The 26,864-nt window shown below is 67.5% G+C and carries 25 protein-coding genes; 17 read left to right on the top strand and 8 right to left on the bottom strand.

Annotation, left to right across the window (positions count from 1 at the left end; translation table 11 throughout):
* The first annotated feature begins 59 nt into the window (after positions 1 to 59).
* From PL79_RS30990 to PL79_RS30980, 3 genes are all read left to right on the top strand, one after another.
* Positions 60 to 1,649 carry an ABC transporter substrate-binding protein gene (locus PL79_RS30990; protein WP_044843253.1) on the top strand — a complete coding sequence of 530 codons (1,590 nt, stop codon included), beginning with the start codon at positions 60 to 62 and terminating at the stop codon, positions 1,647 to 1,649.
* A gap of 79 nt (positions 1,650 to 1,728) precedes the next feature.
* Positions 1,729 to 2,271, top strand: coding sequence for a class I SAM-dependent methyltransferase (locus tag PL79_RS30985; protein WP_044843252.1), 543 nt, complete (start codon positions 1,729 to 1,731; stop codon positions 2,269 to 2,271).
* 26 nt (positions 2,272 to 2,297) lie between these two features.
* Positions 2,298 to 3,551 (top strand): hypothetical protein, encoded by a 1,254-nt coding sequence (locus PL79_RS30980; protein ID WP_044843251.1) that lies wholly within the window; start codon positions 2,298 to 2,300, stop codon positions 3,549 to 3,551.
* Between the two features lie 37 nt (positions 3,552 to 3,588).
* Here PL79_RS30980 and PL79_RS30975 read toward each other — a convergent pair whose 3' ends face one another.
* On the bottom strand, positions 3,589 to 4,923 hold the full coding sequence (locus PL79_RS30975; protein ID WP_044843250.1) for a type II toxin-antitoxin system HipA family toxin: 1,335 nt from the start codon (positions 4,921 to 4,923) through the stop codon (positions 3,589 to 3,591).
* 3 nt (positions 4,924 to 4,926) lie between these two features.
* Positions 4,927 to 5,175 (bottom strand): helix-turn-helix domain-containing protein, encoded by a 249-nt coding sequence (locus tag PL79_RS30970; RefSeq protein ID WP_044843249.1) that lies wholly within the window; start codon positions 5,173 to 5,175, stop codon positions 4,927 to 4,929.
* A gap of 257 nt (positions 5,176 to 5,432) precedes the next feature.
* Here PL79_RS30970 and sapR point away from each other — a divergent pair, with 257 nt between their 5' ends.
* From sapR to PL79_RS30925, 9 genes are all read left to right on the top strand, one after another.
* The gene (gene sapR / locus PL79_RS30965) at positions 5,433 to 6,314 is read left to right on the top strand and encodes a sap1 transcriptional regulator SapR (protein WP_044843248.1); all 882 of its coding nucleotides are present in this window, start codon (positions 5,433 to 5,435) and stop codon (positions 6,312 to 6,314) included.
* A gap of 15 nt (positions 6,315 to 6,329) precedes the next feature.
* Complete coding sequence (ddpX, locus tag PL79_RS30960; RefSeq protein WP_044843247.1) at positions 6,330 to 6,893, top strand: D-alanyl-D-alanine dipeptidase; 564 nt, start codon at positions 6,330 to 6,332, stop codon at positions 6,891 to 6,893.
* A gap of 64 nt (positions 6,894 to 6,957) precedes the next feature.
* Positions 6,958 to 8,559 (top strand): ABC transporter substrate-binding protein, encoded by a 1,602-nt coding sequence (locus tag PL79_RS30955; protein WP_044843246.1) that lies wholly within the window; start codon positions 6,958 to 6,960, stop codon positions 8,557 to 8,559.
* Between the two features lie 10 nt (positions 8,560 to 8,569).
* Positions 8,570 to 9,640: an ABC transporter permease gene (locus tag PL79_RS30950; protein ID WP_044843245.1), complete on the top strand. Its 1,071-nt coding sequence runs from the start codon at positions 8,570 to 8,572 to the stop codon at positions 9,638 to 9,640.
* A gap of 66 nt (positions 9,641 to 9,706) precedes the next feature.
* Positions 9,707 to 10,621: a nickel transporter permease gene (gene nikC / locus PL79_RS30945; RefSeq protein ID WP_044843244.1), complete on the top strand. Its 915-nt coding sequence runs from the start codon at positions 9,707 to 9,709 to the stop codon at positions 10,619 to 10,621.
* Between the two features lies 1 nt (position 10,622).
* Positions 10,623 to 11,537, top strand: coding sequence for an ABC transporter ATP-binding protein (locus tag PL79_RS30940; protein ID WP_044843243.1), 915 nt, complete (start codon positions 10,623 to 10,625; stop codon positions 11,535 to 11,537).
* Positions 11,534 to 12,295 (top strand): ABC transporter ATP-binding protein, encoded by a 762-nt coding sequence (locus tag PL79_RS30935; RefSeq protein WP_044843242.1) that lies wholly within the window; start codon positions 11,534 to 11,536, stop codon positions 12,293 to 12,295. The genes PL79_RS30940 and PL79_RS30935 overlap by 4 nt, the downstream gene beginning before the upstream one ends.
* A gap of 145 nt (positions 12,296 to 12,440) precedes the next feature.
* Positions 12,441 to 12,695, top strand: a complete 255-nt coding sequence (locus tag PL79_RS30930; RefSeq protein WP_044843241.1) for a GlsB/YeaQ/YmgE family stress response membrane protein — start codon at positions 12,441 to 12,443, stop codon at positions 12,693 to 12,695.
* A gap of 354 nt (positions 12,696 to 13,049) precedes the next feature.
* Complete coding sequence (locus tag PL79_RS30925; protein ID WP_044843240.1) at positions 13,050 to 13,385, top strand: hypothetical protein; 336 nt, start codon at positions 13,050 to 13,052, stop codon at positions 13,383 to 13,385.
* A gap of 31 nt (positions 13,386 to 13,416) precedes the next feature.
* On the opposite strand, the gene PL79_RS30920 is transcribed toward PL79_RS30925, so the two are convergent.
* From PL79_RS30920 to PL79_RS30910, 3 genes are all read right to left on the bottom strand, one after another.
* The gene (locus tag PL79_RS30920; RefSeq protein ID WP_044843239.1) at positions 13,417 to 14,289 is read right to left on the bottom strand and encodes a LysR substrate-binding domain-containing protein; all 873 of its coding nucleotides are present in this window, start codon (positions 14,287 to 14,289) and stop codon (positions 13,417 to 13,419) included.
* A 295-nt stretch (positions 14,290 to 14,584) separates the two neighbouring features.
* Positions 14,585 to 15,475 carry a class A beta-lactamase gene (gene bla / locus PL79_RS30915; protein ID WP_044843238.1) on the bottom strand — a complete coding sequence of 297 codons (891 nt, stop codon included), beginning with the start codon at positions 15,473 to 15,475 and terminating at the stop codon, positions 14,585 to 14,587.
* Positions 15,476 to 15,664: 189 nt separating this feature from the next.
* Entirely contained in the window at positions 15,665 to 16,492 is an 828-nt protein-coding gene (locus tag PL79_RS30910) for a peptidoglycan DD-metalloendopeptidase family protein (protein WP_044843237.1), read from the bottom strand.
* A gap of 536 nt (positions 16,493 to 17,028) precedes the next feature.
* Here PL79_RS30910 and PL79_RS30905 point away from each other — a divergent pair.
* The 3 genes from PL79_RS30905 (at position 17,029) to PL79_RS30895 (ending at position 21,022) form a co-directional block, all read left to right on the top strand.
* On the top strand, positions 17,029 to 17,925 hold the full coding sequence (locus tag PL79_RS30905) for a LysR family transcriptional regulator (RefSeq protein ID WP_044843236.1): 897 nt from the start codon (positions 17,029 to 17,031) through the stop codon (positions 17,923 to 17,925).
* Positions 17,926 to 17,976: 51 nt separating this feature from the next.
* On the top strand, positions 17,977 to 18,363 hold the full coding sequence (locus PL79_RS30900) for an ester cyclase (RefSeq protein ID WP_044843235.1): 387 nt from the start codon (positions 17,977 to 17,979) through the stop codon (positions 18,361 to 18,363).
* 496 nt (positions 18,364 to 18,859) lie between these two features.
* Positions 18,860 to 21,022: a hypothetical protein gene (locus PL79_RS30895; protein ID WP_044843234.1), complete on the top strand. Its 2,163-nt coding sequence runs from the start codon at positions 18,860 to 18,862 to the stop codon at positions 21,020 to 21,022.
* Positions 21,023 to 21,124: 102 nt separating this feature from the next.
* Here PL79_RS30895 and PL79_RS30890 read toward each other — a convergent pair whose 3' ends face one another.
* A complete protein-coding gene (locus PL79_RS30890; protein ID WP_044843233.1) occupies positions 21,125 to 21,865 on the bottom strand; it encodes a sulfite exporter TauE/SafE family protein in 741 nt (246 codons plus the stop codon).
* 223 nt (positions 21,866 to 22,088) lie between these two features.
* Positions 22,089 to 23,105: an aldo/keto reductase gene (locus tag PL79_RS30885; protein WP_044843232.1), complete on the bottom strand. Its 1,017-nt coding sequence runs from the start codon at positions 23,103 to 23,105 to the stop codon at positions 22,089 to 22,091.
* Between the two features lie 139 nt (positions 23,106 to 23,244).
* On the opposite strand from PL79_RS30885, the gene PL79_RS30880 reads away from it, so the two are divergent.
* Positions 23,245 to 24,156, top strand: coding sequence for a LysR family transcriptional regulator (locus PL79_RS30880; RefSeq protein WP_044843231.1), 912 nt, complete (start codon positions 23,245 to 23,247; stop codon positions 24,154 to 24,156).
* A gap of 51 nt (positions 24,157 to 24,207) precedes the next feature.
* Here PL79_RS30880 and PL79_RS30875 read toward each other — a convergent pair whose 3' ends face one another.
* Entirely contained in the window at positions 24,208 to 25,362 is a 1,155-nt protein-coding gene (locus PL79_RS30875) for a porin (protein ID WP_044843230.1), read from the bottom strand.
* A 381-nt stretch (positions 25,363 to 25,743) separates the two neighbouring features.
* Between PL79_RS30875 and PL79_RS30865 the strand changes: the two genes are divergently transcribed.
* Positions 25,744 to 26,847 carry an OpgC domain-containing protein gene (locus tag PL79_RS30865; protein ID WP_044843341.1) on the top strand — a complete coding sequence of 368 codons (1,104 nt, stop codon included), beginning with the start codon at positions 25,744 to 25,746 and terminating at the stop codon, positions 26,845 to 26,847.
* Positions 26,848 to 26,864: the final 17 nt, after the last annotated feature.

Raw genomic sequence — 26,864 nt, 5'->3', positions numbered from 1 at the left:
TCATCCGGGCGGCCGTCGATGAGAGAATCGCACCACGATTCCCTTTCCACGGAGCCCGCATGAAGCACCTGCTGTCCCGGCTGTTCGTCAGCGCCGCGCTCGTCGCGCTTGTTCCGGCGCTGCCGGCGCAGGCCGCGACGCCGCCCGGCATTTTCGTCGTCGCCACCCAGCTCGGCGAATTCACGACCCTCGATCCGAGCGAGATCTACGAGCTCGTGCCGTCCGAGTACGTCGCGAACACCTACGAACGGCTCGTGCGGGTCGACCTGAAGGACCCGACGCGCTTCGACGGACAGATCGCGCAATCCTGGACGGTCGGCGCCGACGGGCTCACCTATACGTTCAAGCTGCGCCCCGGCCTCGCGTTCCACTCCGGCAACCCGGTCACCGCCGACGACGTCGCATGGTCGCTGCAGCGCACCGTCCTGCTCGACAAGGGCCCGGCCGGCGTGCTCGCCGATCTCGGCCTCACGAAGGCGAACGTGATGCAGAAGGTGCGCGCGGTCGACCCGCAGACCTTCGTGCTCGAAACCGACCGCAAGTACGCGCCGAGCTTCGTGCTCAACGTGCTGAGCGCGTGCCCGGCGTCGGTGCTCGACAAGAAGCTGCTGATGTCGCACCAGCAGGGCAACGATTTCGGCAGCGGCTGGCTGAAGACCAACGACGCGGGCTCGGGCCCGTACCAGCTCGCCAAGTGGACGCCGAACGAAAGCATCGTGTTGCAGCGTTTCGACAAGTACCGCGCGCCGTACCCGATGAAACGCGTCGTGCTGCGCCACGTGCCCGAGGCATCCGCGCAGCGGCTGCTGCTGGAAAACGGCGACGTCGACGCCGCGCGCAACCTGAGCCCCGACAGCCTCGCCGCGCTGACCAAGGCCGGCAAGATCAAGGTCGCGTCGTGGCCGGTGTCCGCGCTGCTGTACCTGAGCCTGAACACGAAGAACCCGAATCTCGCGAAGCCCGAGGTCCAGCAGGCGATGAAGTGGCTGGTCGACTACGACGGCATCCAGCGCAACATCGTCAGCACGACCTACAAGGTCCACGAGACCTTCCTGCCCGAAGGCTTCCTCGGCACGCTGAATGCGAACCCGTACAAGCTGAACGTCGCGAAGGCGAAGGCGCTGCTCGCGAAGGCCGGCCTGGCGAACGGCTTCGACGTGACGATGGACATGCCGAACGATTATCCGTACCTCGAGATCGCGCAGGCGCTGCAGGCCAACTTCGCGCAGGGCGGCATCCGCGTGAAGCTGATCCCGGGCGATGCGAAACAGGCGATCGGCAAGTACCGCGCGCGCCAGCACGACATCTTCATCGGCGAATGGTCGCCCGACTACATGGACCCGAACAGCAATGCGCGCGGCTTCGCCTGGAATCCGGACAATTCCGACCAGTCGAAGACGAAGATGCTCGCGTGGCGCAACAGCTGGGACATCCCGCAGCTGACGAAGGACACCGAGGCCGCGCTGGTCGAGCCGTCGCCCGCGAAGCGCGCGCAGCGTTACGAGGCGCTGCAGAAGGCCGTGCTCGCGAACTCGCCGTTCATCATCATGTTCGAGAAGGTCGTGCAGGTCGCGACGCGCCCCGGCACGACCGGACCGGAGATCGGCCCGATCAACGACCTCGTGTCGTACCGGACGCTGGCGAAATAAACCCGGCTGCCCGCGCGACCGGCGACGCCGGCGTGCGGGTGCATCCGTCATCCAATGCGCTTCGCTCGGGGACTACGCAATGCGCTCATTACAAGAACTACGGCTGGAATTCCTCCAGTACAAGATCGAACCGATCGGCTGGCTCGGCGACAGCCCGTCGCGCTTCGACTTCTATACCCGCACGGCCGCCGGATGCGACAGCATCCTCGAGCTGGGCGTGTTCACCGGACTGACCACGACGGCCTTCATGCTCGCGCAGCCGAAGCGGCTCGTGTCGGTCGACATCACCGATCAGTATTTCCACATCCAGGACGAGCTGAAGCACGCGGCGCAGGAACTGGCGATCGACTTCGAATTCAGGATTGCCGATGACCTCGCAATGGACCCGCTCGCGTGCGACCTGCTGTTCATCGACACCACGCACACGTACGAGCAGACGCTCGCCGAACTGAACCGGTTCGGACCGCTCGCGCGCAAGAAGATCGTGCTGCACGACATGAACACGTCGGGCGTCTACCAGGCCGTCTTCCAATGGCTGTGGGACAACAAGCAGTTTCACATCACATATCACGACAGCCGCGGCTGCGGCGCGGTCGTGTGCGAGCGTCACGTCGGCTATTGAGCCGCGCACGCGCAACGGGAGGCACCATGCATGCGAACGGACACGCGGTCTGCGTGGCGATCAACGACAACAACCGCGCGTGGTACGAGATGCTCGTGCCGTTCCTGCTGTCGCTGCGGCAGACAGGCTACGACGGGCAGGTGGCCGTCATCGGCTACGGACTGTCCGAACACAAGCGGCGCATCCTGGAAAGCCAGTCGGTCGACGTGGTCGAAGCGTCGAGCGCGCATGCGCTGCCGGTCGGCCGCTTCATCGAGGCCGCCGACTATTGCGCGCGCAATCCGCACATCACGAAACTCGCGCTGTACGACGCGGACATCTGGTTCTGCGCGTCCTCGTTCGACCTGTTCTCCCGGATCGCCGACGACCGCCTGTACGCGTGCCCCGACCCGCTGTTCTGCACGTTCATCGTCACGCCGCTGATCGGCGAGCGACGCGACGCGCACTGGCGTCTCGTCGTCGACGACGTGAAGGCGCGTCACGGCGGAGCGCTGCAGGCCGGGCTCGTCGCCGGCACGGCCACGGCGTGGGCGCGCTTCGCGGCGCATCTGCGCGACTGCGTCGCTCGCATCGGCACCGACTTTCAGGAATGCTTCGGGATCGACACGACGTTCCTGCACCTGTGGGGCGCGCGCGGCGAAACCGCGCTGCTCGACCCGGTCCAGAACTTCGTCAGCAAGAACGGCATTCACGAATCGTTCGATCCGAGCAACGGCGCCACGACGTTGCGCTATCAGGGCGAACCGATCCGCGCGCTGCACATGACCGGCGACATCCGTTTCTTCGATCGCTGGCGCTACTACGCGAACCACGTCGACGCCGCATTGCGCGACGGCATGCCGTTCGCGCTGTCGGACGGCACGCCGGCGCCGGACGATGCGCTCGCCCACCGCATCGCCGCGACCGAATACGTGCGTTCGGCCGGGCTGACCGTCACCTCCGCCGCGATCGAGGGCAGCGCGGGCGCGTACCTGCAGGCGATCGACGAACCGGGCGGCACGATGCTCGTCGGCAGCGGGAACCACGAGATCGTGTTGACCGCGACCCGCGACATCGCGCGGCTGAACGTGTATATCACGCACCCGTCCGGCTCGCCGTCGCCGCTGCGATGCGAGGTGCTGATCGATGGGCAGGGGCAGCACAAGGGCCCCGATCTGATGACCCATTTCTGGTATCGGATCTCCACCGGCGCCGTCATCACGCTGCGCTCGACGAGCCTCGGCGGCCAGCAGTGCAATACGATCTGGCGGCTGCGCGAGGCGCCGGACATGCAGCAGTAGCCGATGGGCAGCGCGTCGGGCACCCGCGCGTCCGGCGTCAAGCACGCGGCATTTCGTCGAGGCGCTGCGCGGCGAAGTGCAATCCGCCCAGAACGCGTTCGGCGATCCGCGCCGGAAACCCGGCCGGCAGCGCCGCACCGACCGATTCGATCACGTGCGGCGTCGCGGCGACCAGCCGTTCGATGATCGACGTCGCGATATCGCCGAGCAAACAATGCTCGGCCATCGCACTGAAGTGACGGCGCGTGATGTCGCGCATCGCGTAGTGCTTGCGCTTGCCGTGCACGGCCATCGCGAGTTTGGCCTTGTGCCACGACCACTGGTTCGCGCCGTCGCCCTCGACCGGCCAGATCGACATCACGTCGTAGAGCGGCGTCAATCGGAACCGACCGCCCGGCAGCAGGCGCAGGCTGAAGTTCTTCGCATGCCCGTCCGGTGCGGCAAGCATCCAGAACACGATCAGCGCGGCGAATAGCGTGTCGAGGTCGACCTGCGCCGTTTCCGAACGGCGCAGGATGGCGGCAAGGTCCGGCACGCCGGGGCCGCCCTGCGATTCGTATTTCAGATGCGGCGGCACACCGAGCGCCTGGCAGAAATCCTCTTGCGGCAACCGCAACAGCCATCCGCCATCACGATGCAGCGCGCGATCGAAACGCGCGACCGACAGCACCTTGTGGTCGCCGAAACGCACGATTTCGGCATCGGCCGTCGGCAGGCCGTACGCGCGCAGGATCGCGAGACACAGCCACTCGTTTTCGACGGAGGCGGTGAGATCCGCGCGCTTGTTGCCGACCAGCCCGAGCGGCAGCTTGAGGATATGCGTCGTCGGTGTCGCGCCATGCGGGCGCATCCATCGCCCTTCGTGAAACAGCAGCGCGGTCTTTTCCTGCGCGCCGGCGAGCGACAGGCGGAAATCATCGTCATCCTGCGCACCGCCCGCCACCCCGCTCGCCTGATCGAGCACGCGCGCCACCTCGTCGTCCGACAACGGCGTACCGTCGATCCGGTCATGGCCGGTCGGTGTTTCGTCTTCCCCGAGCAGTTGTACCGCGCCGACGCAGTCCCGGCCGAGCGCGGCGAGCAGATCGAACGGCTCGATCGTCGCCGTACCGAACCGGGACGCCAGCCGGCGACGAATGGCGTCGCTGTCCGGCAGCAGATTGTCGAAGTAGTGGTTCACGCGCTCGCCGCGCAACGGCGCATCGCCGACGCCGAACGGCAGCGACAGCGACAACGGGCGGCCCGCGGCGGACTGCTTCCAGCCGGCGTCGTACCGCAACTCCATGTCGCCGCGCGCCGGAATCCGCCATGTCCCGACCCGCTGGCCGTTGGCCCAGATCGACAGCGCGCGGGTGTGCGAGTTGCGCCCCATCGCTTACCAGTCAATGTCGGCAGCGTCGCGCCCATCCTTCGTGCGGACGCTGAGCTCGAGCCCGTACAGCGCGGTCAGTTCGAGCAATTGGCTGAGCGACAGGCTGGCGGTGCGCGTGGTCTCGAGCGACGACAGGCGCGACTGGCCGACGCCGATGCGCGCCGCCGCCTCGGCTTGCGTCAGCCCCTTGGCCTGACGCGCGGACGACAGGATTTCGCCCAGTTGCGCGGGCGTATTGACGATGAAATCCACGGCTCGGGTCCAGTAGGCAATAAATGCAGTATATCTCTGACAGACATAAACGCAAATTATTGCTGACAGACATAAGCGTAAAATATCTCTGTCAGAAATAATCTGCGTGGTTACGCATCGCGACATTGCCGTCGGGGACGCGTACCCGACCCTATCACCCTCCGCTAAACCATAGTTTTTATCCGCTGGCGCGAATGATTTTGGCTTTGTTAGATGGATGACACTGAATCATCCGATGACAAACATCTAACAGTCCGATGACCTGCGCGTTCGCCCATACCGTCGAATCCCGCTTTGCCGAGCTGACGCCGACCGCGAAGCGCATCGCGAGCTACATGCTCGCGAACCTCGACCGTCTCGGGCTCGAAACCGCCGACCAGATCGCGCAGCAGGCCGGCACCAGCGGCATCTCGGTCGGGCGCTTCCTGCGCAGCATCGGCTACCGGAACCTCGACGATCTGAAACGCGAACTGCGCGGCGGCAGCGATCGCCCGTGGATGATCACCGATCGCCTCGACGAATATCGCCGCGCCGCCGGCACACACGTGAGCGACGGCGACGGCACCCGCAGCGACGGCACGCTGGCATCGTCGCTCGATCGCGAACTCGACGCGATCCGCCACGTCTACCGGCTCGCGGAAGAACCCGTGTTCGCGCAGGTCGCGGACCGGATCGCGCATGCCGACGCCGTGTTCATCCTCGGCATCCAGTCGACCCGCGGCATCAGCAATGCGTTCAGCAGCTATCTCGAATACCTGCGCCCTCGCGTGTTCTATTCCGACGGTCAGTCGGGCTCGTACGTCGATTCGCTGAATTCCGAATTCGAGCGGCCGTACTGCATCGTCACCGATACGCGTGCCTATTCGCGCAGCGCGCGCCGCTATTGCCAGGCGGCCGCCGAGCGCGGCCAGCCGTTCGCGCTGGTCACCGATCTCTATTGCCCGTGGGCGCGTGAATGGCCGGCCGACCTGCTGCAGGTGAAGACCGACGTCGGCCAGTTCTGGGATTCGCTCGCGCCGCTCACCTGCCTGTTCAACCTGCTGATCACCGCCGTGGTCGACCGCCTCGGCCCCGCGATCGACCGGCGCGTCGCGCGCAACCGCGAACTGCAGCGCACGTTCGACCAATTCGAATCCTGAGCGCCCCGACCGCCGATGAACCCTCCCCGCCTCGTCGAAATCACACCCGCCACGCATCGCGTCGAGATCGATCTCGTCTACGCGACCGAGCGCAACCTGACCGGCAAGGCGATCTACCGCCGCGCGCACTGCCTGCTGCTCGAGCCCGCCGAAGCCGCGCTGCGCCGCGCGGTCGACGTCGCCGCGCAGGCCGGCTTCACGCTGCGCGTCTACGATGCGTACCGGCCGCCGCAGGCGCAGCAGGTGCTGTGGGATTTCCTGCCCGACCCGAACTTCGTCGCCGATCTCGGCCGCGGCTCGAACCACAGCCGCGGCACCGCGCTCGACCTGACACTCGTCGACGCGAACGGCGAGGTGCTCGACATGGGCACCGGCTTCGACGAGATGGTGGCCGCGTCGGGCCACTTCCACGCGGGGCTGCCCGAAGCCGTGCAACGCAACCGGCTGCTGCTGCTCGGCGTGATGCACGCGGCCGGCTTCGCGCATATCGACAGCGAGTGGTGGCACTACGAGCTGCCCGGTTCGCATGCGTTGCCGCAGATCGACAACGACGCGAGCGGCCCGTGGCGCCTGATGTAACGACGCTGCACGTTCCCTTCACCGTTCACGTTCAACGACTTCAACGACACATGGAGAAACGCACATGAAGCCCCAGACCTCCCGGCTCGTCGCGGCGCTGGCCGCCGCGTCCGTGCTCGCCGCCGTTCCGCTTGCCGCCGCACGCGCGGAAACACCGAAGGACATGTTCGTGATGGCCACGCTGCTCGACGAATTCACGACGCTCGATCCCGGCGAGATCTACGAGCTGGTGCCGGAGGAATACGTCGCGAACACGTACGACCGGCTCGTGCGCGTCGACCTGCGCGATCCGTCGAAATTCAACGGCGACGTCGCGCAGTCGTGGACGGTGAGCCCCGACGGGCTGACCTATACGTTCAAGCTGCGCCCGGGCCTCAAGTTCCACTCGGGCAACCCGCTGACGGCCGACGACGTCGCCTGGTCGATCCAGCGCGCGGTGCTGCTCGACAAGGGCCCGGGCGCCGTGCTGACCGGCATCGGCCTCACGAAGGCGAACGTCGTCGCGAACGTGAAGAAACTCGACGACCAGACGGTGTCGATCACGACCGACCACAAATACGCGCCTACCTTCGTGCTGAACGTGCTGGGCGCGTGGCCCGCGTCGGTGCTCGACAGGAAGCTGCTGCTGTCGCACCAGCAGGGCGACGACTTCGGCAACGCATGGCTGAAAACCAACGAGGCCGGCTCCGGCGCGTACAAGCTGGTTAAGTGGGCAGCCGGCGACAGCATCGTGCTGCAGCGCTTCGACGGCTACCGGCTGCCGCTCGCGATGAAGCGCATCGTGCTGCGCCACGTGCCCGAAGCGGCGAGCCAGCGCCTGCTGCTGGAAAACGGTGACGTCGACGCGGCGCGCGACCTGAGCCCCGACGATCTCGCGTCGGTCGTGAAATCCGGCAAGGCGAAGGTCATGGCCTCGCCGCAGGCGACGCTGCTCTATCTCGGCCTGAACACGAAGAACCCGACGCTCGCGAAGCCCGACGTGCAGGAAGCGCTGAAGTGGCTGGTCGATTATTCCGGCATCCAGAGCAACGTCGTGAAGACGACTTACAAGGTGCACCAGACCTTCCTGCCCGAAGGCTTCCTCGGCACGCTGAATGCGAACCCGTACAAGCTCGACGTCGCGAAGGCGAAGGCGCTGCTTGCGAAGGCCGGCGTGCCGAACGGCTTCTCGGTGACGATGGACGTGCGCAACGACTATCCGTATACGGAGATCGCGCAGGCCGTGCAGGCGAACTTCGCGCAGGCGGGCGTCAAGGTGCAGCTGATTCCCGGCGACAACAAGCAGACGCTCGCGAAATACCGTGCGCGCCAGCACGACATCTATATCGGCGAATGGTCGGCCGACTACATCGACCCGCACAGCAACGCGCAGGGTTTCGCATGGAACCCCGACAACTCCGACAAGTCGAGCTATAAAATGCTGGCCTGGCGCAACAGCTGGGACATTCCGCAACTGACGAAGGAGACCGACGCCGCGCTCGCCGAGCCGACCGCCGCGCAACGCGCGCAACGGTATCAGGCGATGCAGAAGGACCTGCTCGCGCGTTCGCCGTTCGTGATCATGTTCGAGAAGGTCGCGCAAGTCGCGACGCGGCCCGGCGTGAGCGGGCTCGAAGTCGGACCGATCAACGATCTCGTGTCGTACCGTAACCTGAAGAAGCAATAAGATTCGCCGCATGTCGACTCCCGCCTCCTCCCTCGAAGCACTGCGCACGCTGCCCGCGCGCCGCCCGGCCGTACGCTGGGCGCTGCGCGTGCTGCGCTGGGCGCTCACGCTCGCCGTCACGTTCGCGGGGCTGCTCGCGCTGACGTTCGTGATCGGCCGCAAGGTGCCGATCGATCCCGTGCTCGCGATCCTCGGCGATCGCGCGTCGGCCGAGGCGTACGCGGCCGAACGCATCGCGCTGGGCCTCGACAAGCCGCTCGTCACGCAGTTCCTGATCTACGCGCGCGACGTGCTGCACGGCGATCTCGGCATGTCGCTGCTGACGTCGAACCCGGTGCTCGACGACATCAGGCGCGTGTTCCCCGCCACGCTCGAACTCGCGACGATCGCGACGCTGATCGGCATCGCGATCGGCGTGCCGCTCGGCGTCGCGGCCGCGGTGAAGCACAACCGGCCGATCGACCACGTCGCGCGCTTCGTCGGCCTGATCGGCAATTCGGTGCCGGTGTTCTGGCTCGGGCTGATGGGGCTGCTGCTGTTCTATGCGCGGCTGCACTGGGTCGGCGGCCCCGGCCGGCTCGACCCGGTGTACGACGGGATGGTCGACCCGCGCACGGGCAGCCTGCTGATCGACGCGGCGCTCGCGGGCGAGTGGGACGTGTTCCGCAACGCGGTGTCGCACATCGCGCTGCCGGCCGCGATCCTCGGCTACTACTCGGTCGCGTACCTGAGCCGGATGACGCGCTCGTTCATGCTCGACCAGCTGAGCCAGGAATACATCGTCACCGCGCGCGCGAAGGGCCTGTCCGAGCGCCGCGTGATCTGGCGGCACGCGTTCGGGAACATCGCGGTGCCGCTCCTGACCGTGATCGCGCTCACGTACAGCAACCTGCTCGAAGGCTCGGTGCTGACCGAGATCGTGTTCGCGTGGCCCGGGCTCGGCTCGTACCTGACGGGTGCGCTGCTGAACGCCGACATGAACGCGGTGCTCGGCGCGACGCTCGTGATCGGCGCGATGTTCATCACCGTCAACCTGCTGACCGACGCGCTGTACCGCGTGTTCGATCCGCGTGCGCGCTGAGGGCTGCCGCGACATGACTGCTTTCACGCTGCTTCCTTTCCCGTCCATGCCGAAGGTGTCCCGATCATGAATGCCGAGCGTCTCACGCTGCGCGCGTGGCTGCTTTCCGATGCGCCCGCGTCGCGCGCGCAGGCCGCGTTCGGCCTTGCGTATCGCCGCTGGTGCCGCTTCGCCGCCAATCCGCTCAACCTGTTCGGGCTCGCGATCCTGGTCGCGCTGATCGTCGTCGCGATCGTCGGCCCGCTGATCATGCCGCACGATCCGCTGCGCCAGGTGCTGCCCGACCGCCTGCTGCCGCCCGGCTCGCCGTCGCACTGGCTCGGCACCGACCAGCTCGGCCGCGACATCCTCTCGCGGCTGATCGACGGCTCGCGCCTCACGCTCGGCATCGCGCTGCTCGTGGTCGTGATCGTCGTGCCGATCGGCCTCGCGATCGGCACGACGGCCGGCTATTGCGGCGGTTTCGTCGACAGCGTGCTGATGCGCATCACCGACATCGCGCTCGCGTTCCCGAAGATCGTGCTCGCGCTCGCGTTCGCGGCCGCGCTCGGGCCCGGCGTGATCAACGCGGTCGTCGCGATCTCGATCACCGCGTGGCCCGCCTATGCGCGGCTCGCGCGCGCGGAGACGATCCGCATCGCGCAGGCCGACTACATCCATGCGGCGCGCCTGCAAGGCGCATCGGGCCCGCGGATCCTGCTGCGCTACATCGTGCCGCTGTGCATGTCGTCGGTGATCGTGCGAGCGACGCTCGACATGGCCGGCATCATCCTGACCGTCGCCGGCCTCGGCTTCCTCGGCCTCGGCGCGCAGCCGCCGAGCCCCGAATGGGGCTTCATGGTCGCGTCCGGCCGCAACGTGCTGCTCGACGCGTGGTGGGTCGCGACGCTGCCCGGCGCGGCGATCCTGCTCGTCAGCCTCGCGTTCAACCTGCTCGGCGACGGGCTGCGCGACGTCTTCGATCCGCGTCATGGAGCGTGACATGTCACTGAATTCCGCCAACGCCGCCGCGCCGCTCTGCGAGATCGACGGCCTGAAGATCGGGTTTCGCGGACACGACGGCGTCGTGTCCGACGCGGTGCGCGACCTGTCGCTGACGCTCGCGCCCGGCGAACGGCTCGGCATCGTCGGCGAATCGGGCTCCGGCAAATCGCTGACGGGCCGCGCGCTGCTCGGCCTGCTGCCCGAAGCCGCGCGCTGGTCGGCCCGCACGATGCGCTTCGCGGGCCACGATCTGCTCGCGATGTCGGCGAGCGAACGCCGGCGCCTGTGCGGCAGCCAGATGGGGATGATCCTGCAGGATCCGAAGTATTCGCTGAACCCGGTGATGACCGTCGCGAAGCAGATGGGCGAAGCATTCCGGCTGCATGAGCCGGGGCTGCGCGGCCGCGCGCTGCGCGAACGGATCGTCGATGCGCTCGCGGCCGTGCAGATCCGCGATCCGGCGCGCGTCGCCGATGCGTATCCGCACGAGCTGTCGGGCGGCATGGGCCAGCGCGTGATGATCGCGATGATGGTGTCGACCGGCCCGCGTCTGTTGATCGCCGACGAACCGACCTCCGCGCTCGACGTCGCGGTATCGATGCAGGTGCTCGCGGTGCTCGACGCGATGATCGCGCGGCACGGCACGGGGCTGATGTTCATCAGCCACGATCTGCCGCTCGTGATGTCGTTCTGCGATCGCGTCGCGGTGATGTATGCGGGCCGCGTCGTCGAAACCTGCGCCGCGCGCGACCTGCGCAACGCCACGCATCCCTACACACGCGGGCTGCTCGCGGCGAACCCGCCGCTCGCGAACCCGCCCGACGAACTGCCGGTGCTGCGGCGCGATCCGGCGTGGCTCGATACCGTTTCGCCTGCCGGCGCCGCGACGGCACAACAGGAGTCCGCCCGATGATCGACGTCGATCACGCCTCGATCCGTTTTCCGACCCGCACGGGCCATGTCGACGCCGTGCGCGATGCGAGCTTCGCGGTGCGCGACGGCGAAGTGTTCGGCCTCGTCGGCGAATCGGGCTCCGGCAAGTCGACGCTGCTGCGTGCGCTGACCGGCCTCGTGCCGCTCGCGGGCGGCAGCCTGTCGATCGACGGCCGGCCCGTCGGCGGCACGCCCGACCGCGCATTCCGCCGCCACGTGCAGATGGTGTTCCAGGATCCGTACGCGTCGCTGCATCCGCGCTTCACGGTCGACCAGACGCTGCGCGAGCCGCTGTCGATCCACAGGATCGACGACGCCGACGCGCGCATCGCCCGCGCGCTGTCCGAAGTCGGGCTCGGCCCGGCGTTCCGCTTCCGCTATCCGCACCAGCTGTCGGGCGGCCAGCGCCAGCGTGTCGCGATCGCGCGTGCGCTGATCGTCGAGCCGCGCGTGCTGCTGCTCGACGAGCCGACCTCCGCGCTCGACGTGTCGGTGCAGGCGGAGATCCTGAACCTGCTGCGCCGCCTGCATCGCGAACGCAACCTGACGATGATCCTCGTCAGCCACAACCTCGCGGTGATCGGCTTCCTGTGCCAGCGCGTCGCGGTGATGCAGCATGGCGAGATCGTCGAACAGCTGCGGATCGAGGACGTGCGCGCCGGGCAGGTCGCACGCGACTACACGCGCACGCTGCTGCGCGCGACCGAAGGGTACCGCCGGCTCGATCCGGTCGCCTGACATGTGCGCGACGCGCGGGCGTGCGATACTCGGCACCCCGTGCGTCGGTGCGCTAGTGCGCCGACGCGCCGCCGAATGGAACCCTCGCGCGCCGCGCGGGTCCATGTCCTTTCGTCAACAGCTCAACAGCTATAGGGAGGCGTTCATGCTGCAATTCATCGAAACCCTGGTGGTCGGGCTCATCGTCGGCCTCCTCGCCCGTGCGCTCAAGCCCGGCGACGACAAGATGGGTATCCTGATGACCATCGTGCTCGGCATCGTCGGCTCGCTCGTCGCGGGCTACGTCGGCCGCGCTGCCGGCTGGTATGCGCCGGGCCAGGGCGCCGGCTGGATCGCGTCGATCATCGGCGCGATCGTGCTGCTCGTGATCGTCGGCGCGGTGCGCAAGCGCGCGGGCTGACCGCCGCATCGATGCACAACGGCCGCTCGTTCGCACGAGCGGCCGTTTTCTTTTTGCATACCTCAATTCGCGCCACCCGTGAATCGTTGAATCCTCAACGATTTACCGGCAAGCGCCGCATCCATTGACGCCCCTTCCGCAAGCGTACGCCACCGGCAATACCCTGACTTGCGGCCGCACAAATTTGAGATAAATTGATTGAAGGAATACGGCGTCATTTGCTTATTGCCGTTATTTCCGTCTTTTCATTCAAGAGGTCCGATGGATTTGCCGTTTACGCATACAGCACCGCGGCGTTGACGGACTGCCATTCGAGCGGCCCCGCTGCGACGCGCTTCCTCTCTGGAGCCTGTCATGAAGCATCGCCTGTTTGCCGCCTCGTTTGCCCTGGCTGCCGCGCTTCTGGCCTCGTCCTCGTCATTTGCCGCCGGCACGTCCGGCATCATCCACTTCACCGGTATGATCGTCGAGCCGCCGTGCTCGTTCGCGCTCGACACCGCCGACACCGCGCATGCGCACGTGCGCGCCGACTGCCCGCGTCCGGCGACCGGACAGGTCGCGTTCGTCGACGCGGCCAGCCTGCGCACGATCAAGACCACGACCTTTACGCAGGCGACGCGCGCAATCGTTTTACCGGACCGTCCGGGCAACGCGCATGCGCCGATGATCGCCGTCGTCACCTATCAGTAAGCAACACGCGCCGCCGGCGTCGCGTCGCGCGTCAGTCGCGATGGCTGGCGATCCAGTCGCTGAACGCGCGAATCTTCTGCTGGCTGCCGATGCTCTCGGGATAGACGAAGAAATAGCGGGCGCCGGTCTCGAGCACGATGTCGAACGGCCGTTCGAGCCGGCGCGCGCTGACGTCGTCGTCGACGAGCGTCACGTCGCCGATCGCGACGCCGAAGCCCTGCATCGCCGCGTTCGTGGCGAGATCGAGCGTGTCGAAGGTCGGCCCGCGCTCCGCGTCGACGGCACGCTCGCCCGCGTAATCGAGCCACGCGCGCCAGTCGCGATGGTCGCGCGTCGGATGCAGCAGCGTATGGCGCGCGAGATCGCCGACCGCATCGAGCGGCGTCGCGTGCCGCAGCTCGGGTGCGCACACCGGCGTCAGCCGCTCGTCGAACAGCGGCAGCGCGAACACGCCCGCGCCCGGCGACGTGCCGTAGACGACCGCCGCATCGAACGGCTCGGCCGAGAAATCGACGACGTGCTGCCACGCGGTCGTGATCTGCACGTGGAGATCGGGATGCTCGCCCTGGAAGCGCATGATGCGCGGCAGCATCCAGCGCATCACGCAGGTCGGCACCTTCAGCGCGAGATCGGTGCGCTGCCGCGTGAGCTTCATCGAGATGTCCTCGATCCGCGCGAAGCTCTCGTTGACGACCGGCAGCAATTGCTCGCCCTCCGCCGTCAGCGTGAGGCCCTTCGCGTGCCGCTTGAACAACGGAAAGCCGTAGTGCGCCTCGAGTGTCAGGATCTGCCGGCTCACCGCGCCCTGCGTGAGGCACAGCTGCTCGGCCGCGCGCGTGAAGCTGCGGTGGCGAGCCACGGTCGAGAAGATCTGCAGCGCGTGCAGGGGCGGAAGTCGGCGCATGACGAAGCGGGTAAGGCGGGTAAACGGACCGCGGATCGCGGATCGACCGCGCCGAACGACGGCGCGGCAGGACCGCGCGTCGACATCGGCGCGCGCTGATCGACACGATAAGCCAAACGCGGGCTTTACGCGAGGTGCGCCGGGCGCTCAGGTCGTAGGAACTAGCGCGCCCGCCGCGATGCGTGACGCCGACGCGACGACGTCCGCTCGTGCCGCCGCGCTCAGACGGTGGGAACGAGCGCACCCGCTGCGATGCGCGCCGCCGACGCGACGACGTCCGCGCGTGCCGCCGCGCTCAGGCGGTGGGAACGAGCGCACCCGCCGCAATACGCGCCGCCGACGCGACAACGTCCGCGCGTGCCGCCGCGTCGGCACGCGGCTGCGTGAACGACACGGCCAGCGCGATCGGCGCGCGCGACGGCGGCCACAGCACCGCGACGTCGGTCGTCGTGCCGTAGCCGCCGGTGCCGGTTTTGCCGGCACTGCGCCAGCCGGGCGGCACGCCGGCCGCGATTCCGGTCGCGCCGCCGGTCATCCATTCGGTGAGCTGCGCACGCTGCGGCTCGCGCAGCGTGTCGCCGAGCAGCAGCCGCTGCAGCATGTCGACCATCGCGACCGGCGTCGACGTATCGCGCTCGTCGCCGGGCGCGGCCTGGTTCAGTTCGGGTTCCCAGCGGTCGAGCCGGAACGCGGTGTCGCCGCTTTCATGCGCGAACGACGTGACGGCCTGCGGGCCGCCGAGCACGCCCATCAACAGGTTCCCCGCGCCCTTGTCGCCCGCCTGCAGCAGCGCGGTGCAGAGCTGCGCGATCGTCATCCCCGTATCCACATGGCTTTCCGTCACCGGCGACCCGGCCACGACCTCGTAGCGGCGGTACAGGATGCGGCGCGGCAGCAGCGATGCGTCGAGCGAACCGCGCGCCAGTATCGCGGCGGCGGCGACGACCGCATAGGTGCCGCACAGCGGGAAGCGCTCGCGCGCGTGATGCGCGATGCGCGTGCCGTTCGACGTATCGAGTGCGGCAACGCCGAGCCGGCCGTTCGACGCTTTTTCGAGCGCGGCGAGTTCGGCCTGGGCGACGTGGGCGCGCCCCTGGTCGGCGACGGGTGCCGACGAGCAGGCGGCGACGAACGGAGCGGCGACGGCGGCGAGCAACAGCGAGCGGCGTGTCGGAGAGTGTTCCATGGATGAAGGCTGTTCGGTCGGAAACGGTGGCACGGAGCAACGCACGCGCGCATCGGCGATGCGCGCGTGTTCACGCCGACGGCCGGCTCGCGACGGCATTCGCCGCGCATCCCCGAAGACGTCCGTCGGCCCCGCATGCGGCGGGACTCACATGAACAGACCCTAGCGTAGCAGCGCGCGCCGCTCGCGTCAGCCTTGCGACGAAGGCAGGTACGGCATCGGATTGACGGGCTTGCCGTCACGTCGCACTTCGAACAGCAGCGCGACACGCGCGTTGTCGAGGTCGCCCATTTCGGCGATCTCGTCGCCCTGGCGCACGATGTCGCCGGTCTTCACGAGCAGCTTGCGGTTGTGCGCATAGGCCGTGAGGAAATCGGCGTTGTGCTGGACGATGATCAAGGTGCCGTAATCGTTCAGGCCGGTGCCCGCGTACATCACGCGGCCGTCGGCGGCCGCGCGAACCGGATCGCCCGGCCGGCCGGCGATCTGGATGCCGCGGTTCTGCCCCGGCTTGAACGCATCGACGATCTTGCCCTGCGCGGGCCATCTGAGCGCCACCGCGCCCGCATGGCGCCGGGTCTCCTTCACGACCTGCCGGTCGCTCGCCGTCGATGCGCTCGCCTGCGCGGCGCCCGCCGCATTGCTCGCGGCGGCCGGTGCGGCCGCTTGCGCGCTGGCCGGCGCCTGCAGCGACTGCTGCCGGACGATGCGCAGCACCTGCCCCATGCGCAGCGCGCCGCGCCCGTCGAGCTTGTTCCAGGTCCGCAGGTCGGCGACGCTGCAGTCGTTGGCGGACGCGATGCCCGACAGCGTGTCGCCGCGTTTCACCACGTACTTCTGCGCGACGAGAATGGGCGCCGGCGGCGCCGCCGGCGCGGCGGCGGGCTGGCCCGACGTCGAGCCCGCCAGCGTATCGCTCGGCGGGACGGGCGGCGTACTGGCGCAACCGGCCATGACGAGCACCGCGGCCAGGCCGGACAGCCACGCCGACTTGCGGCAAATCTCGCGCTGTTTCATGGACGATCGACTCCGGTTTGACAATCTTTCAAGCATCTCAAAAACGGAACGGCCGACGTGTAACCGGATGCAAACAATGATGACAAACGATCACGAACCGGGTGCCGGCAAACACTTGTTACCGGGAATACGGTCGGATTCGGAAAAACTTGACGGTATTGGACGGGCGATTCGGAAGAAATTTCGCGATGCACCGATGATTTCGAAAAGCTTTCATTGCGCGCGTGAGCGCGCCGGCGAGCCAATGCGGCCCGCACCGCCCGACCGCTCAACGCAGCCAGTCGACCAGCTCCGCGCAGGCCCACGCGATGCCGATGCACAGGAACAGCACGTGCAGCGCGATCTTGAACGACACGCCCCACGACGAATCGACCCGCATGACAGTCTCCCACGGTTGATATGCGGCCATGATCCGGCATCGATCCCGCCCCGAAAATGCGGAACCGGCGAACCGGGCCTCAGGCCCAGCCTGAGACCGGTGCGGCGGTTCCTGCTAACTTATCGGCCATACCCATCCTTACGCGCCCCCAACGATCATGCGCTTCGACCTGACCGACCTGCGGCTCTTCCTGAACATCTGCGAGGCCGGCACGATCACGGGCGGCGCGGAGCGCACCTACATCACGCTGCAGGCCGCCAGCGAGCGGATCCGCGGGATGGAGGACGAGCTCGGCGTGCCGCTGCTGCACCGGACCAAGTCGGGCGCGCAGGTAACCGACGCCGGCCGCGCGCTCGAGCACCACGCGCGCACGGTGCTGCAGCAGATCGACCACATGCGCGGCGAGCTGCAGCAATACGGCCAGGGGCTGCGCGGGCATATCCGGCTGCTGTGCAACACGGCGTCGCTGAGCGAATACCTGCCCGACGCGCTCGCCGCGTATCTGCCGCTTCACCCGAAACTGTCGATCAGCGTCGAGGAGCGCTCGAGCCAGGAAATCGTGCATGCGATCCGCAACAGGACGGCCGAGGTCGGCATCGTCGCCGATTCGGTCGGGCTCGGCGGGCTCGAACAGAAGCCGTTCAGAGAGGACTGGCTGATCGCGGTCGTGCCGGCCGGTCATCCGCTCGCCGCGCGCGACAAGGTCGCGTTCGACGAGATCGCCGACGCGGACTTCATCGGGTTGACCGACGGCAGCGCGCTGCAGGTCCATCTGGCGGACCAGGCGCGTGCGCTCGGCAAGCGGATCCGCTACCGTGTGCAGCTGAAGAGTTTCGATGCGATCTGCCGCGTGATCGCAAGCGGCGTGGGGATCGGCATCGTGTCGCGCCATGCGGCCGAACGCGCGATGCAGACGATGGACGTGCGGCTCGTCGAGCTGTCCGATGCGTGGAGCCACCGCAAGCTGACGCTCTGCGCGCGCTCGTTCGATGCGCTGCCGAAATACACGCAGGCGTTCGTGTCGTATCTGTCGGGCGACATGCCGCCACGCTGAACGTCGCGCGCGCCGCAGCAGCGTGGCGATACCCGAGGAGACATCGCAGCCATGACCGGACCCGAACTCGCGATGCACTATCGCGCCTACATCGACTGCCTGAACCGGCAGGACTGGCCGGCGCTCGGCCGGTACGTCGCCGACAACGTGATCCACAACGACCGGCCGCTCGGCCTGGCCGGCTATCGCGCGATGCTGGAGCAGGATTTCCGCGACATTCCGGATCTCCATTTCGAGGTCCGGCTGCTCGTGTGCGAACCGCCGCGCATCGCATGCCGGCTGCGCTTCGCCTGTGCGCCGAAAGGGACCTTCATGGGGCTCGCCGTCGACGGCACGCGCGTCACGTTCGCCGAAAACGTGTTCTACGAATTTCACGACGGAAGGATCCGGCAGGTCTGGTCGGTGATCGACAAGGCCGCGATCGAAGCGCAGCTTTAGCACGGCGCGGGACGGCCGCCGGACGGGATCGACGAGCCGATACCCGGCCTGATCCGATTTGACTCTTAAGGGTAACGTTTTCCACCAAATCTCACCGAAAAACGCACTGCCGGGGTACCTTTCCGCCACCGCTGTCACCGCCGAGATATTCACGCCGCGCCGCAGCAAAAAAAACAGAAATCGCGGAAATTTCTACGTGAATATGCCCCTCTTCATGCACCTCGTGCTTTGGCCATTCGGGTTTTCACCGGCGCATCCGGCGCGAAAGCGCGTTGACATCGAATCAATCGAAGCCTAAATTTGGAAAACGTTTTCCTTCCATGTCGGCGCGACGGCGGCCACGGCTCGCGCAGGGAGAACGCTTGCCTGCTCGAGTAGTGATTCAAGCCGTCCGTCCACAGGGATCAGGGTTGCGAGACGGAGGCCGGGTCGGGCGTCGAGCGCGGCAACGGTTGAACCCGCCCGCCCTTCATTACCATTCGAACCTGGAGACACAATGCATACGCGCAGCAGATTCGCGCTCGGCGCCGCGCTCAGCGCCTTTTCCGTCCTGTTCGTCAGCGCATGCGGCGGCAACGACGTGACCGCCCCGCCGCCCTCGTCGCCCCCGCCGTCGACACCCGCGCTCGCACCGAACTCGCTGCAGGCGCTCGTCTACGGCGCACCCGACACCAGCGTGCCGGCCGGCACGACCATTCCGGTCACGATGATGGGCCAGATGCGCGCGCTGTTCGACCTGATCCGAAAGTCGCCCGACTTCACGCAGGTCGTCATGGATCTCGGCGACGGTTCGCCGGTTCACGTGCTCGACACGAACACCGGCGACAAATTCCTGCCCGGCAAGCTCGCGCTCGGCCTGTCGTACATCCTGATCGACATGAAGTCGAAGGGCGATCCGCAATACGCGAGCTACCTCGCGACGTACCAGACGATCACGACCGCGATGATGGCGCAGTCGGGCAGCAACTACACGTATGCGAACACGTCATGGGGCGAGTACTACTACCTCGTCGCGCTGAACAACCTGAAGGCGCACGGCATGCTCAACGAAGTCTTCAGCGACGCGATGCTCGCGACGCTGCAGCAACGGCTCACCTTCTGCGACATGTTCGGCCCCGATGCGAGCGGCAAGACCAGCACCTGCCCGGCCGCCGGCACGCCGATCGACATCGCGTCGCTCAACACCGCGCAGAACTACTATGCGGTGTCCTACGGAATCGCCGGCCTGCGGCAGAAACTCGGCTGGAGCAATCCGTCGTTCTCGTCGGCGACCGATCCGGCCGTCGCGACGATGGGTGCGCGCGATGCGCTGCTGTACACACTGACGAACCACATCCGCAAGGATTCGTCGGGCGGATTCTCCGACGAAGCGTCGAACACGCACACGACCTACTACGACCAGGCGCGCTTCGACCGCTACAGCACGCTGCTGATCGGTGAAGTGGTCGAGCGAACGTTCGAAATGGACAACGTGGCGAATCTCACGCCCGAACTGAAGGGCTATCTGCGCAAGTCGGTCGACCTGATCCTGCCGCAGCTGAACGCCAACGGCCAGGGCTTCAACTACGGTCGCTCGATCGGCCCGTACGGCGATTCCGCGTTCATGGAAGTGCTGACGGCCGCCGCCAACGCCGGCGTGCTGACCGACCAGGAGAAGCAGATCGCGTATGCGTTCATCTACCAGGCCGCGCATCGTTTCGACACGTACTGGTACGACCCGTCGCTGCCGACGCCGTCGGTGAACATGTGGGTCAAGGGTCGCGGCACCGACGCGTATCGCGGCAAGCCGCGCGTGATGGGCGAGAACTTCAGCCTGCTGCACCAGTACCTGTACGTGAACGCGTGGTGGAACAAGCTCGGCTTCGGCGGGAAGGCGCCGATGGCCGATGCGGACTACGGCGCATGGCTCGACGCGCTGCCGCGCTACACGCTGACCTGGTACAACCAGCCGACCGATGCCGCCCATCCGTACAGCGCCGCGCTGCTCACCGTGCGCGACGGCCGGCGCGTGATCAACCTGAACCTGAGCCAGGCGCCCGACTACAACTCGTACACGCCGTACTACCCGGTGCCGTTCTCGGACAAGCTGATCTACGGCACGACCGATCTCGGCTATGCGCTGCTGGTGCCGCAGGTGACGTACAACGCAAAGACGTACATTCCCGTCACGTACTACAAGAACCTGAACGTGCAGCAAAGCAACGGCCAGGTGATCGTGTCGTTCGATACGACGAAGTTCCGTCTCGCATCGAAGAACGCGGCATACACGACGGATCTCGACCTGCAGGTGCATACGGTGCTGACGTTCGCGCACGGCACCGTCTCGCGCAGCGATACGCTGAGTTCAGGCACGCTCACGGGCAACCTCGCGGTCGAGACGGACTTCACGTCGTTCGCGGATTTCGCGTCGACGCAGGCCAACGGCGACGGCGTGTCGGTGACGTACGCGAACAGCGCCGCGACCGGCTATGCGGCATCCGGGTTCGACACCTGCGCGCTGTCCGCCTTCGACACGGTCAACGGCGCAACGAACCCGCTGTCGACGACGCCGATCGGCCAGCTGCATTCGAACTTCGCGTGCAAGACCAGTCCGTTCGCGCTCGGTGCGGGCGCCACCCGCACGTTCGGGTGGACGCTGAAATACGCCGACCCGGCCTGAGCGGCATGGCCGCCGTTCCGTGAGCGTCCTCGAAGCCGGCTTTCGAAACCGGCTTCGGGGCATTCACGCCGGGCGCGCATCGCGCGTGTCGGCAATGCCCGCTCACCGCCACGCCGAAACCGCCATATAGGCGCCGAGCGCGATCATCCCGACGAAGAAGCAGCGCTTGAACGCCTTCTCGCTCATCACGCGCCGCGCGTACTGCCCGCCGATCATCCCCGCGAGCGCCGGCACGAGTGCCAGCGCCGATACGCCGAGATCGACCGTCTGCAGCGCGCCCGTCACGCGCAACTGCAGGCCGAGCGCGATCGTCGACGCGGTAAACGACAACCCGAGCGCCTGGACCAGGTCGTCCTTCGACAGGCGCAGCGCCTGCAGGTACGGCACGGCCGGCACGACGAACACGCCGGTCGCGGCCGTCACGACGCCCGTCAGGTAGCCGACCGCGGCCGACAGCCACTTTTCGTGACGGCCCGGCGCGGGCAGCCGCGCGGCGGCGAGCCCCCAGCCGCCGTATGCGACCAGCACGATGCCGAGTGCCGCACGGGTCCATGCGCTGCCGGCCGCGAGCGCGGGCAGCCCGCCCGTCAGCGTGCCGAGCGTCAGCCCGGCGAGCAGCGGCCACAAACGCCGCAGCAATGGCCGGAACGACGGGCCGAGCCACAACTGCCACACGTTGGCGATGAACGACGGCACGAGCAGCAGGCTCGCGGCGGCCGACGGCGGCATCGCGAGCGTCAGCAGCCCCATCGCGATCGTCGGCAGGCCGAGGCCGATCATGCCCTTGACCGCGCCGGCGAGCAGAAAGACCAGCACGATGATTGTCAGCGTATGCGTTTGCATGGCGGGGGTTCGGTCCGGTTGAATACGGCGCCGATGGTGAACCACCGTCACGCCGTCGGCCATCTGGCTTTGCCTGAGGCTGGCTCGGGCCCGCCCGGCGGGGCCTGTCACCCCGCTACCCAGCCACCCATCGCCTCATCGCCTCATCGCCTCATCGCCTCATCGCCTCGTCGCCTCATCGCCCCGTTGCCCCGTTGCCCCGTCGCACCGCCATGCGCGCCGTTCAGGCACCGTGCGCCGGCCCCGGTCCCTGCTCGCTGTCGAGGTGCGCCATCTGCGCGGCCGGATAACGCTCGCCGGCAGCCGCCCCGGCGGGAACCGCCGTTTCGATGCGGGCGAGATCATCGACCGTTAGTTGCAATTTAGATGCCTGAAGCGCGTCCTGGAGTTGCGTGCGCTTGCGTGCGCCGATCAGCGGCACGATGTCGTCGCCGCGCGACAGCGCCCACGCGATCGCGATCTGCGCCGGGTTGCTGCCCTTCTCGTCGGCGATCGCGCGCAGCGCGTCGACCAGCGCGAGGTTGTGCACGAGGTTCTCGCCCTGGAACCGCGGGCTGGCCGCGCGGAAATCGCGCTCGCCCTGCCGCGCCGCACTCCAGCCGCCGCCGAGCAGCCCGCGCGACAGCACGCCGTAGGCCGTCACGCCGATCCCGAGTTCGCGGCACACGGGCAGGATGTCCGTCTCGATCCCGCGCGACAGCAGCGAGTATTCGATCTGCAGGTCGGCGATCGGCGCGACGGTCGCCGCGCGGCGGATCGTGTCGGCACCGACCTCCGACAGGCCGATGTGGCGCACGTAGCCGGCCTTCACGAGATCGGCGATCGCCCCGACCGTCTCTTCGATCGGCACCGCCGGATCGACGCGCGCCGGCCGGTAGATGTCGATGTGGTCGGTGCCGAGCCGCTTCAGCGAATACGCGACGAAATTACGGATCGCCTGCGGCCGCGCGTCGTAGCCGACGAACGCGCCGGCCGGATCGCGCAGCGCGCCGAACTTCACGCTGATCAGCACCTGGTCGCGCGTGCGGCCGCGCAGCGCGTCGCGGATCAGCATCTCGTTGTCGCCCATCCCGTAGAAGTCGCCGGTATCGAGCAGCGTGATCCCGTTGTCGAGCGCCGCGTGCAGCGTCGCGATGCTTTCGTCGCGATCCGCCGGCCCGTAGAGATCCGACATCCCCATGCAGCCGAGCCCGATCGCCGATACCTGCGGGCCCGTGCGGCCCAGTTGACGCTTGTCCATGTCCGTTTCCTCGCGGTGGTGAGTGAATGAACCGGATTCTGGGCGTAACGCGGCGCGCGATAAACACGAAACGCCCAACCAAATCATTCGACGCTGATTAACAATGGAGCCTGTCCCGATCCGTCACGTTTCCGCCCGCATGGACCATCTGCATGCAATGCGCATCTTTGCGCGCGTCGCCCACCTCGGCAGTTTCACGAAAGCCGCCGAGCAGTTGCAATTGCCGCGCCCGACCGTCAGCAATGCCGTCCAGTACCTGGAGAAGCACCTGAAGGTGCGCCTGTTGCAGCGGACGACGCGGCGCGTCGCGCTGACCGCGGAAGGCGCGACCTACTACGAGCGTTGCACGCGACTGCTGGCCGACCTGGACGACGCCGAGACGCTGTTCGACGAAGCCGGTGCGTCGCCGCGCGGCCTGATCCGCGTCGACCTCCCCGAGCGCTTTGCACTGGACAAGGTGATTCCGGCGCTCCCGGATTTCCACGCACGCTATCCCGACCTGCGCGTCGTGCTGAGCACGACCGACCGCTTCGTCGATCTCGTCGCCGACGGGATCGACTGCGCGGTGCGGGTCGGCGTGCTGTCCGACACGTCGCTGGTCGCGCGGCGCGTCGGCGAGATGGCGCAGATCAACTGCGCGTCGCCCGCGTATCTTGCGCGATACGGCACGCCCCGCTCGCCGGACGATCTGCCCGACCATGTCGCGGTCGGCTATTTCTCGAGCCGCACGGGCCGCGAGCTGGACTGGGAATATGCGGACATGGATTCCGGCGCGCTGCAGACCGTGAAGATGCGCAGCGTGGTCGCGGTGAACAGCTCGCACGCGTATCTCGCGTGCTGCCTCGCGGGCCTCGGGCTGATCCAGGCGCCGCGCGACGGGCTCGCGCCGCTGCTGGAAGACGGCTCGCTGGTCGAGGTGCTGCCCGAATGGCATGCGGCGCCGCTGCCGGTGTCGGTCGTGTTTCCGAACGGCCGGCATCTGGCGCCGCGCGTGCGGATCTTCGTCGACTGGCTCGCGCACACGCTCGACGACGCGCATCGGGCGCAATGACGACGGCCGGCACCAGGGCAGCCCACCCCGGGTGCCGGCCGGTCAAGCGCATCAGAACTTGTGGCGGATCGCGGCGCGCACCGCGAACTGGTTCGCCGACGACGACGGACCGTCCGTCCCGACCACGTAGCCGCCGTCGGCCGCGGTGCCCGTCTTGTCGCCGGCGACCTTCTGCCATGCGCCCTGCAGGTAGACGTCGGTGCGCTTGGACAGGCTGTAGTCGGCCATCAGCCCGACCGTGTGATATTTCGGCTTGAACGAGCCGGCCGCGGCGTCGAACTTGCCGTCGGTATACACGTACTGCGCGCCGAGATAGAAATCGGGCGTGAGCTGGTACTTGCCGTTGATCTCGAAGTTCTGGAACCTGGTCGCCGTGAGCCCGAGGCCGTCGAACGTCGACGCCGGCAGGTAGACGGTCGACACCGGGTTCTTCACGTCGGTCTTCGTATAGACGAAGCCGACCGTCGCCGGACCGAACGTATAGTTGATGCCGCCGCCGAAAATCCGCAGGCGGTCGGCGACGAAGTTCGCGTCGTCGGCCGCGATCGCGCCCGCATTGCCGACGCCCGGGCTGTTCGCCTGCAGATACGCGGCCGCGACCTGCAGCCCGGCCAGCGAATACTGCGCGCCGATGCTGTACTGGCGGTTGGTCGAGAAGCCCGTGCTGTTGCTGAAGCTGTAGGTGCCGCCGAACGACAGCCCGTTCCAGTCGGGGCTCGCGTACTTGACCGTGTTGTTGACGCGGAACGAGTTGTCCGTGTTGTCGTTGTCGAACGGGTGCGAGAACAGCGTGCCGCCCCAGTTGCCGTTCGCGGTGAGCGGCGCGAGATAGTCGACGACCGCATCGTACTGGCGGCCGAAGGTCAGCGTGCCGAAGCGCGACGCGCTCAGCCCGACGAACGCCTGGCGACCGAACATCCGGCCGCCCTGGTTGAACCGGCCGTTGTTCACGTCGAAGCCGTTTTCCAGCGTGAAGATCGCCTTCAGCCCGCCACCCAGATCCTCGCTGCCCTTCAGGCCCCAGCGGCTGCCCTGCGCATAGCCGCTCGCGAGCTGGTAATTGGTTTTTCCGACCCCGTTCACGCTCACGTTGTTCGTGTAGTTGAAGCCCTCGTCGATCAGGCCGTACAGCGTCACGCTGTCCTGCGCGAAGGCCGGCGCGGCGAAAGCGGCCAGCGCGGCGGCAAAAATGACGTGCTTCTTCATGACGGATCTCCGGAGCCGGGTGCCGGACAGGCCATTCGCCCGGCGATTGTTTGGTCTGTTTTATAGAGGTGGCCCGCAGGGCGGACTGCGCGGTGTGCGGCCGCGAGGACAAAATGGTGTCACGTCGCAAACCGCCCGTCCATCGGGGCGTGGGCGCGGCCAGCAAAGCGTTGCGCTCGTCCAACTGCCCTGTTCTTCCGATGCCATGAGCACGCTTATCGGCAGCGGCCGGCCGGCCCGCTATCCGCGTAAACCCGGACGGCACCGCATCGGTGGCACAATGCGCATCCGTTCGTCATTTCTTCACGAATTCATGCTTCACCCCGATTCATGCGCGGCAGGTGCCGGCCGCGCACGCGGCGCGCGCCGGGAGGCGGCCCGATGACCGCCGCCGCCCGGGCCGGCCGCTACGCCGAACTCGATTTCTTCCGCGGCCTCGTGCTGCTGGTGATCGTCGTCGACCACATCGGCGGCAGCATCCTGTCGCGCGTGACGCTGCATGCGTACGCGCTGTGCGATGCGGCCGAGGTGTTCGTGTTCCTTGGCGGTTTCGCGACCGCCATCGCGTACAACTCGCTCGCCGAGCGCCACGACGAGGCCGCCGCGCGCCAGCGTTTCATCCGCCGTGCGTTCGAGATCTACCGCGCATTCCTCGTGACGGCCGGCCTGATGCTGCTGATCACCGCCGTGCTGAACGCGTTCTCGATCGACGGCCCGAACATGCCGACCAACGATCTCGACGGCCTGCTCCACAAGCCGCTCGCCGCGCTGCGCGACATCCTGCTGTTCCGCCGTCAGCCGTATCTCGCGTCGGTGCTGCCGATGTATGCGTTCTTCGCGCTGCTCGTCCCGCTCGCGCTGCCGCTCGCGCGCACCCAGCCGTGGCTGATGCTCGCGTTCAGCGGCTCGCTCTGGTACGCGGCACCGCACGTCGCGCGCTTCTTGCCGACCGTCGAAGGCGCACCGTGGGACTTCAACCCGTTCGCGTGGCAGTTCCTGTTCGTGCTCGGCGTGATCGCGCGCTGCCAGCCCGTCTACCAGACGCTCGCGCCGAAACCCCAGGGCTGGCTGCTGACGGCCGTATCGCTCGCGATCGTCGCGGCCGGCGCGTACTACCGGCTGCGCGTCGAGCCGTTCCCGACCGATCCGTCGATCAAGCAGAACCTCGGCGCGCTGCGGCTCGCGAACTTCCTCGCGATCGCGTGGCTCGCGGCCAAGCTCGTGCACCTCGGGTGGATGAAGAAGGTCGCGCACGCGATGCCGTGGATCGGCACGATCGGCCGCCAGGGGCTGCTGTGCTTCGTCGCCGGCACCGGCATCTCGCTCGCGGTCGACTCGCTGCTCTACCAGGCGACCGAAGGCTATCTCGACGTGCCGCTCGGCCTGGCTGCCGACGTCGTCGCGATGGGCCTGCTGTATCTCGTCGCGAAGCTCTATGCGCCGCTGGTGTCGCGGCTGTCGTTCCCGTTCCGTACGCGGCGATGACGTGCCGCGCCGTCACG

Origin of the sequence: Burkholderia sp. USMB20, assembly GCF_000949135.2 — a bacterium.
GTDB lineage: Bacteria > Pseudomonadota > Gammaproteobacteria > Burkholderiales > Burkholderiaceae > Burkholderia.
Note: the sequence above shows the minus strand (reverse complement) of the source record. Positions and strands in the feature narration are given on the sequence as shown.

What these genes read in the sequence shown, in the direction of transcription:
- PL79_RS30990 (WP_044843253.1), top strand. Translation starts at nt 60, where the DNA reads ATGAAGCACCTGCTGTCCCGGCTGTTCGTCAGCGCCGCGCTCGTCGCG.
- PL79_RS30985 (WP_044843252.1), top strand. Translation starts at nt 1,729, where the DNA reads ATGCGCTCATTACAAGAACTACGGCTGGAATTCCTCCAGTACAAGATC.
- PL79_RS30980 (WP_044843251.1), top strand. Translation starts at nt 2,298, where the DNA reads ATGCATGCGAACGGACACGCGGTCTGCGTGGCGATCAACGACAACAAC.
- PL79_RS30975 (WP_044843250.1), bottom strand. Translation starts at nt 4,923, where the DNA reads ATGGGGCGCAACTCGCACACCCGCGCGCTGTCGATCTGGGCCAACGGC.
- sapR (WP_044843248.1), top strand. Translation starts at nt 5,433, where the DNA reads ATGACCTGCGCGTTCGCCCATACCGTCGAATCCCGCTTTGCCGAGCTG.
- ddpX (WP_044843247.1), top strand. Translation starts at nt 6,330, where the DNA reads ATGAACCCTCCCCGCCTCGTCGAAATCACACCCGCCACGCATCGCGTC.
- PL79_RS30955 (WP_044843246.1), top strand. Translation starts at nt 6,958, where the DNA reads ATGAAGCCCCAGACCTCCCGGCTCGTCGCGGCGCTGGCCGCCGCGTCC.
- PL79_RS30950 (WP_044843245.1), top strand. Translation starts at nt 8,570, where the DNA reads ATGTCGACTCCCGCCTCCTCCCTCGAAGCACTGCGCACGCTGCCCGCG.
- nikC (WP_044843244.1), top strand. Translation starts at nt 9,707, where the DNA reads ATGAATGCCGAGCGTCTCACGCTGCGCGCGTGGCTGCTTTCCGATGCG.
- PL79_RS30940 (WP_044843243.1), top strand. Translation starts at nt 10,623, where the DNA reads ATGTCACTGAATTCCGCCAACGCCGCCGCGCCGCTCTGCGAGATCGAC.
- PL79_RS30935 (WP_044843242.1), top strand. Translation starts at nt 11,534, where the DNA reads ATGATCGACGTCGATCACGCCTCGATCCGTTTTCCGACCCGCACGGGC.
- PL79_RS30930 (WP_044843241.1), top strand. Translation starts at nt 12,441, where the DNA reads ATGCTGCAATTCATCGAAACCCTGGTGGTCGGGCTCATCGTCGGCCTC.
- PL79_RS30925 (WP_044843240.1), top strand. Translation starts at nt 13,050, where the DNA reads ATGAAGCATCGCCTGTTTGCCGCCTCGTTTGCCCTGGCTGCCGCGCTT.
- PL79_RS30920 (WP_044843239.1), bottom strand. Translation starts at nt 14,289, where the DNA reads ATGCGCCGACTTCCGCCCCTGCACGCGCTGCAGATCTTCTCGACCGTG.
- bla (WP_044843238.1), bottom strand. Translation starts at nt 15,475, where the DNA reads ATGGAACACTCTCCGACACGCCGCTCGCTGTTGCTCGCCGCCGTCGCC.
- PL79_RS30910 (WP_044843237.1), bottom strand. Translation starts at nt 16,492, where the DNA reads ATGAAACAGCGCGAGATTTGCCGCAAGTCGGCGTGGCTGTCCGGCCTG.
- PL79_RS30905 (WP_044843236.1), top strand. Translation starts at nt 17,029, where the DNA reads ATGCGCTTCGACCTGACCGACCTGCGGCTCTTCCTGAACATCTGCGAG.
- PL79_RS30900 (WP_044843235.1), top strand. Translation starts at nt 17,977, where the DNA reads ATGACCGGACCCGAACTCGCGATGCACTATCGCGCCTACATCGACTGC.
- PL79_RS30895 (WP_044843234.1), top strand. Translation starts at nt 18,860, where the DNA reads ATGCATACGCGCAGCAGATTCGCGCTCGGCGCCGCGCTCAGCGCCTTT.
- PL79_RS30890 (WP_044843233.1), bottom strand. Translation starts at nt 21,865, where the DNA reads ATGCAAACGCATACGCTGACAATCATCGTGCTGGTCTTTCTGCTCGCC.
- PL79_RS30885 (WP_044843232.1), bottom strand. Translation starts at nt 23,105, where the DNA reads ATGGACAAGCGTCAACTGGGCCGCACGGGCCCGCAGGTATCGGCGATC.
- PL79_RS30880 (WP_044843231.1), top strand. Translation starts at nt 23,245, where the DNA reads ATGGACCATCTGCATGCAATGCGCATCTTTGCGCGCGTCGCCCACCTC.
- PL79_RS30875 (WP_044843230.1), bottom strand. Translation starts at nt 25,362, where the DNA reads ATGAAGAAGCACGTCATTTTTGCCGCCGCGCTGGCCGCTTTCGCCGCG.
- PL79_RS30865 (WP_044843341.1), top strand. Translation starts at nt 25,744, where the DNA reads ATGACCGCCGCCGCCCGGGCCGGCCGCTACGCCGAACTCGATTTCTTC.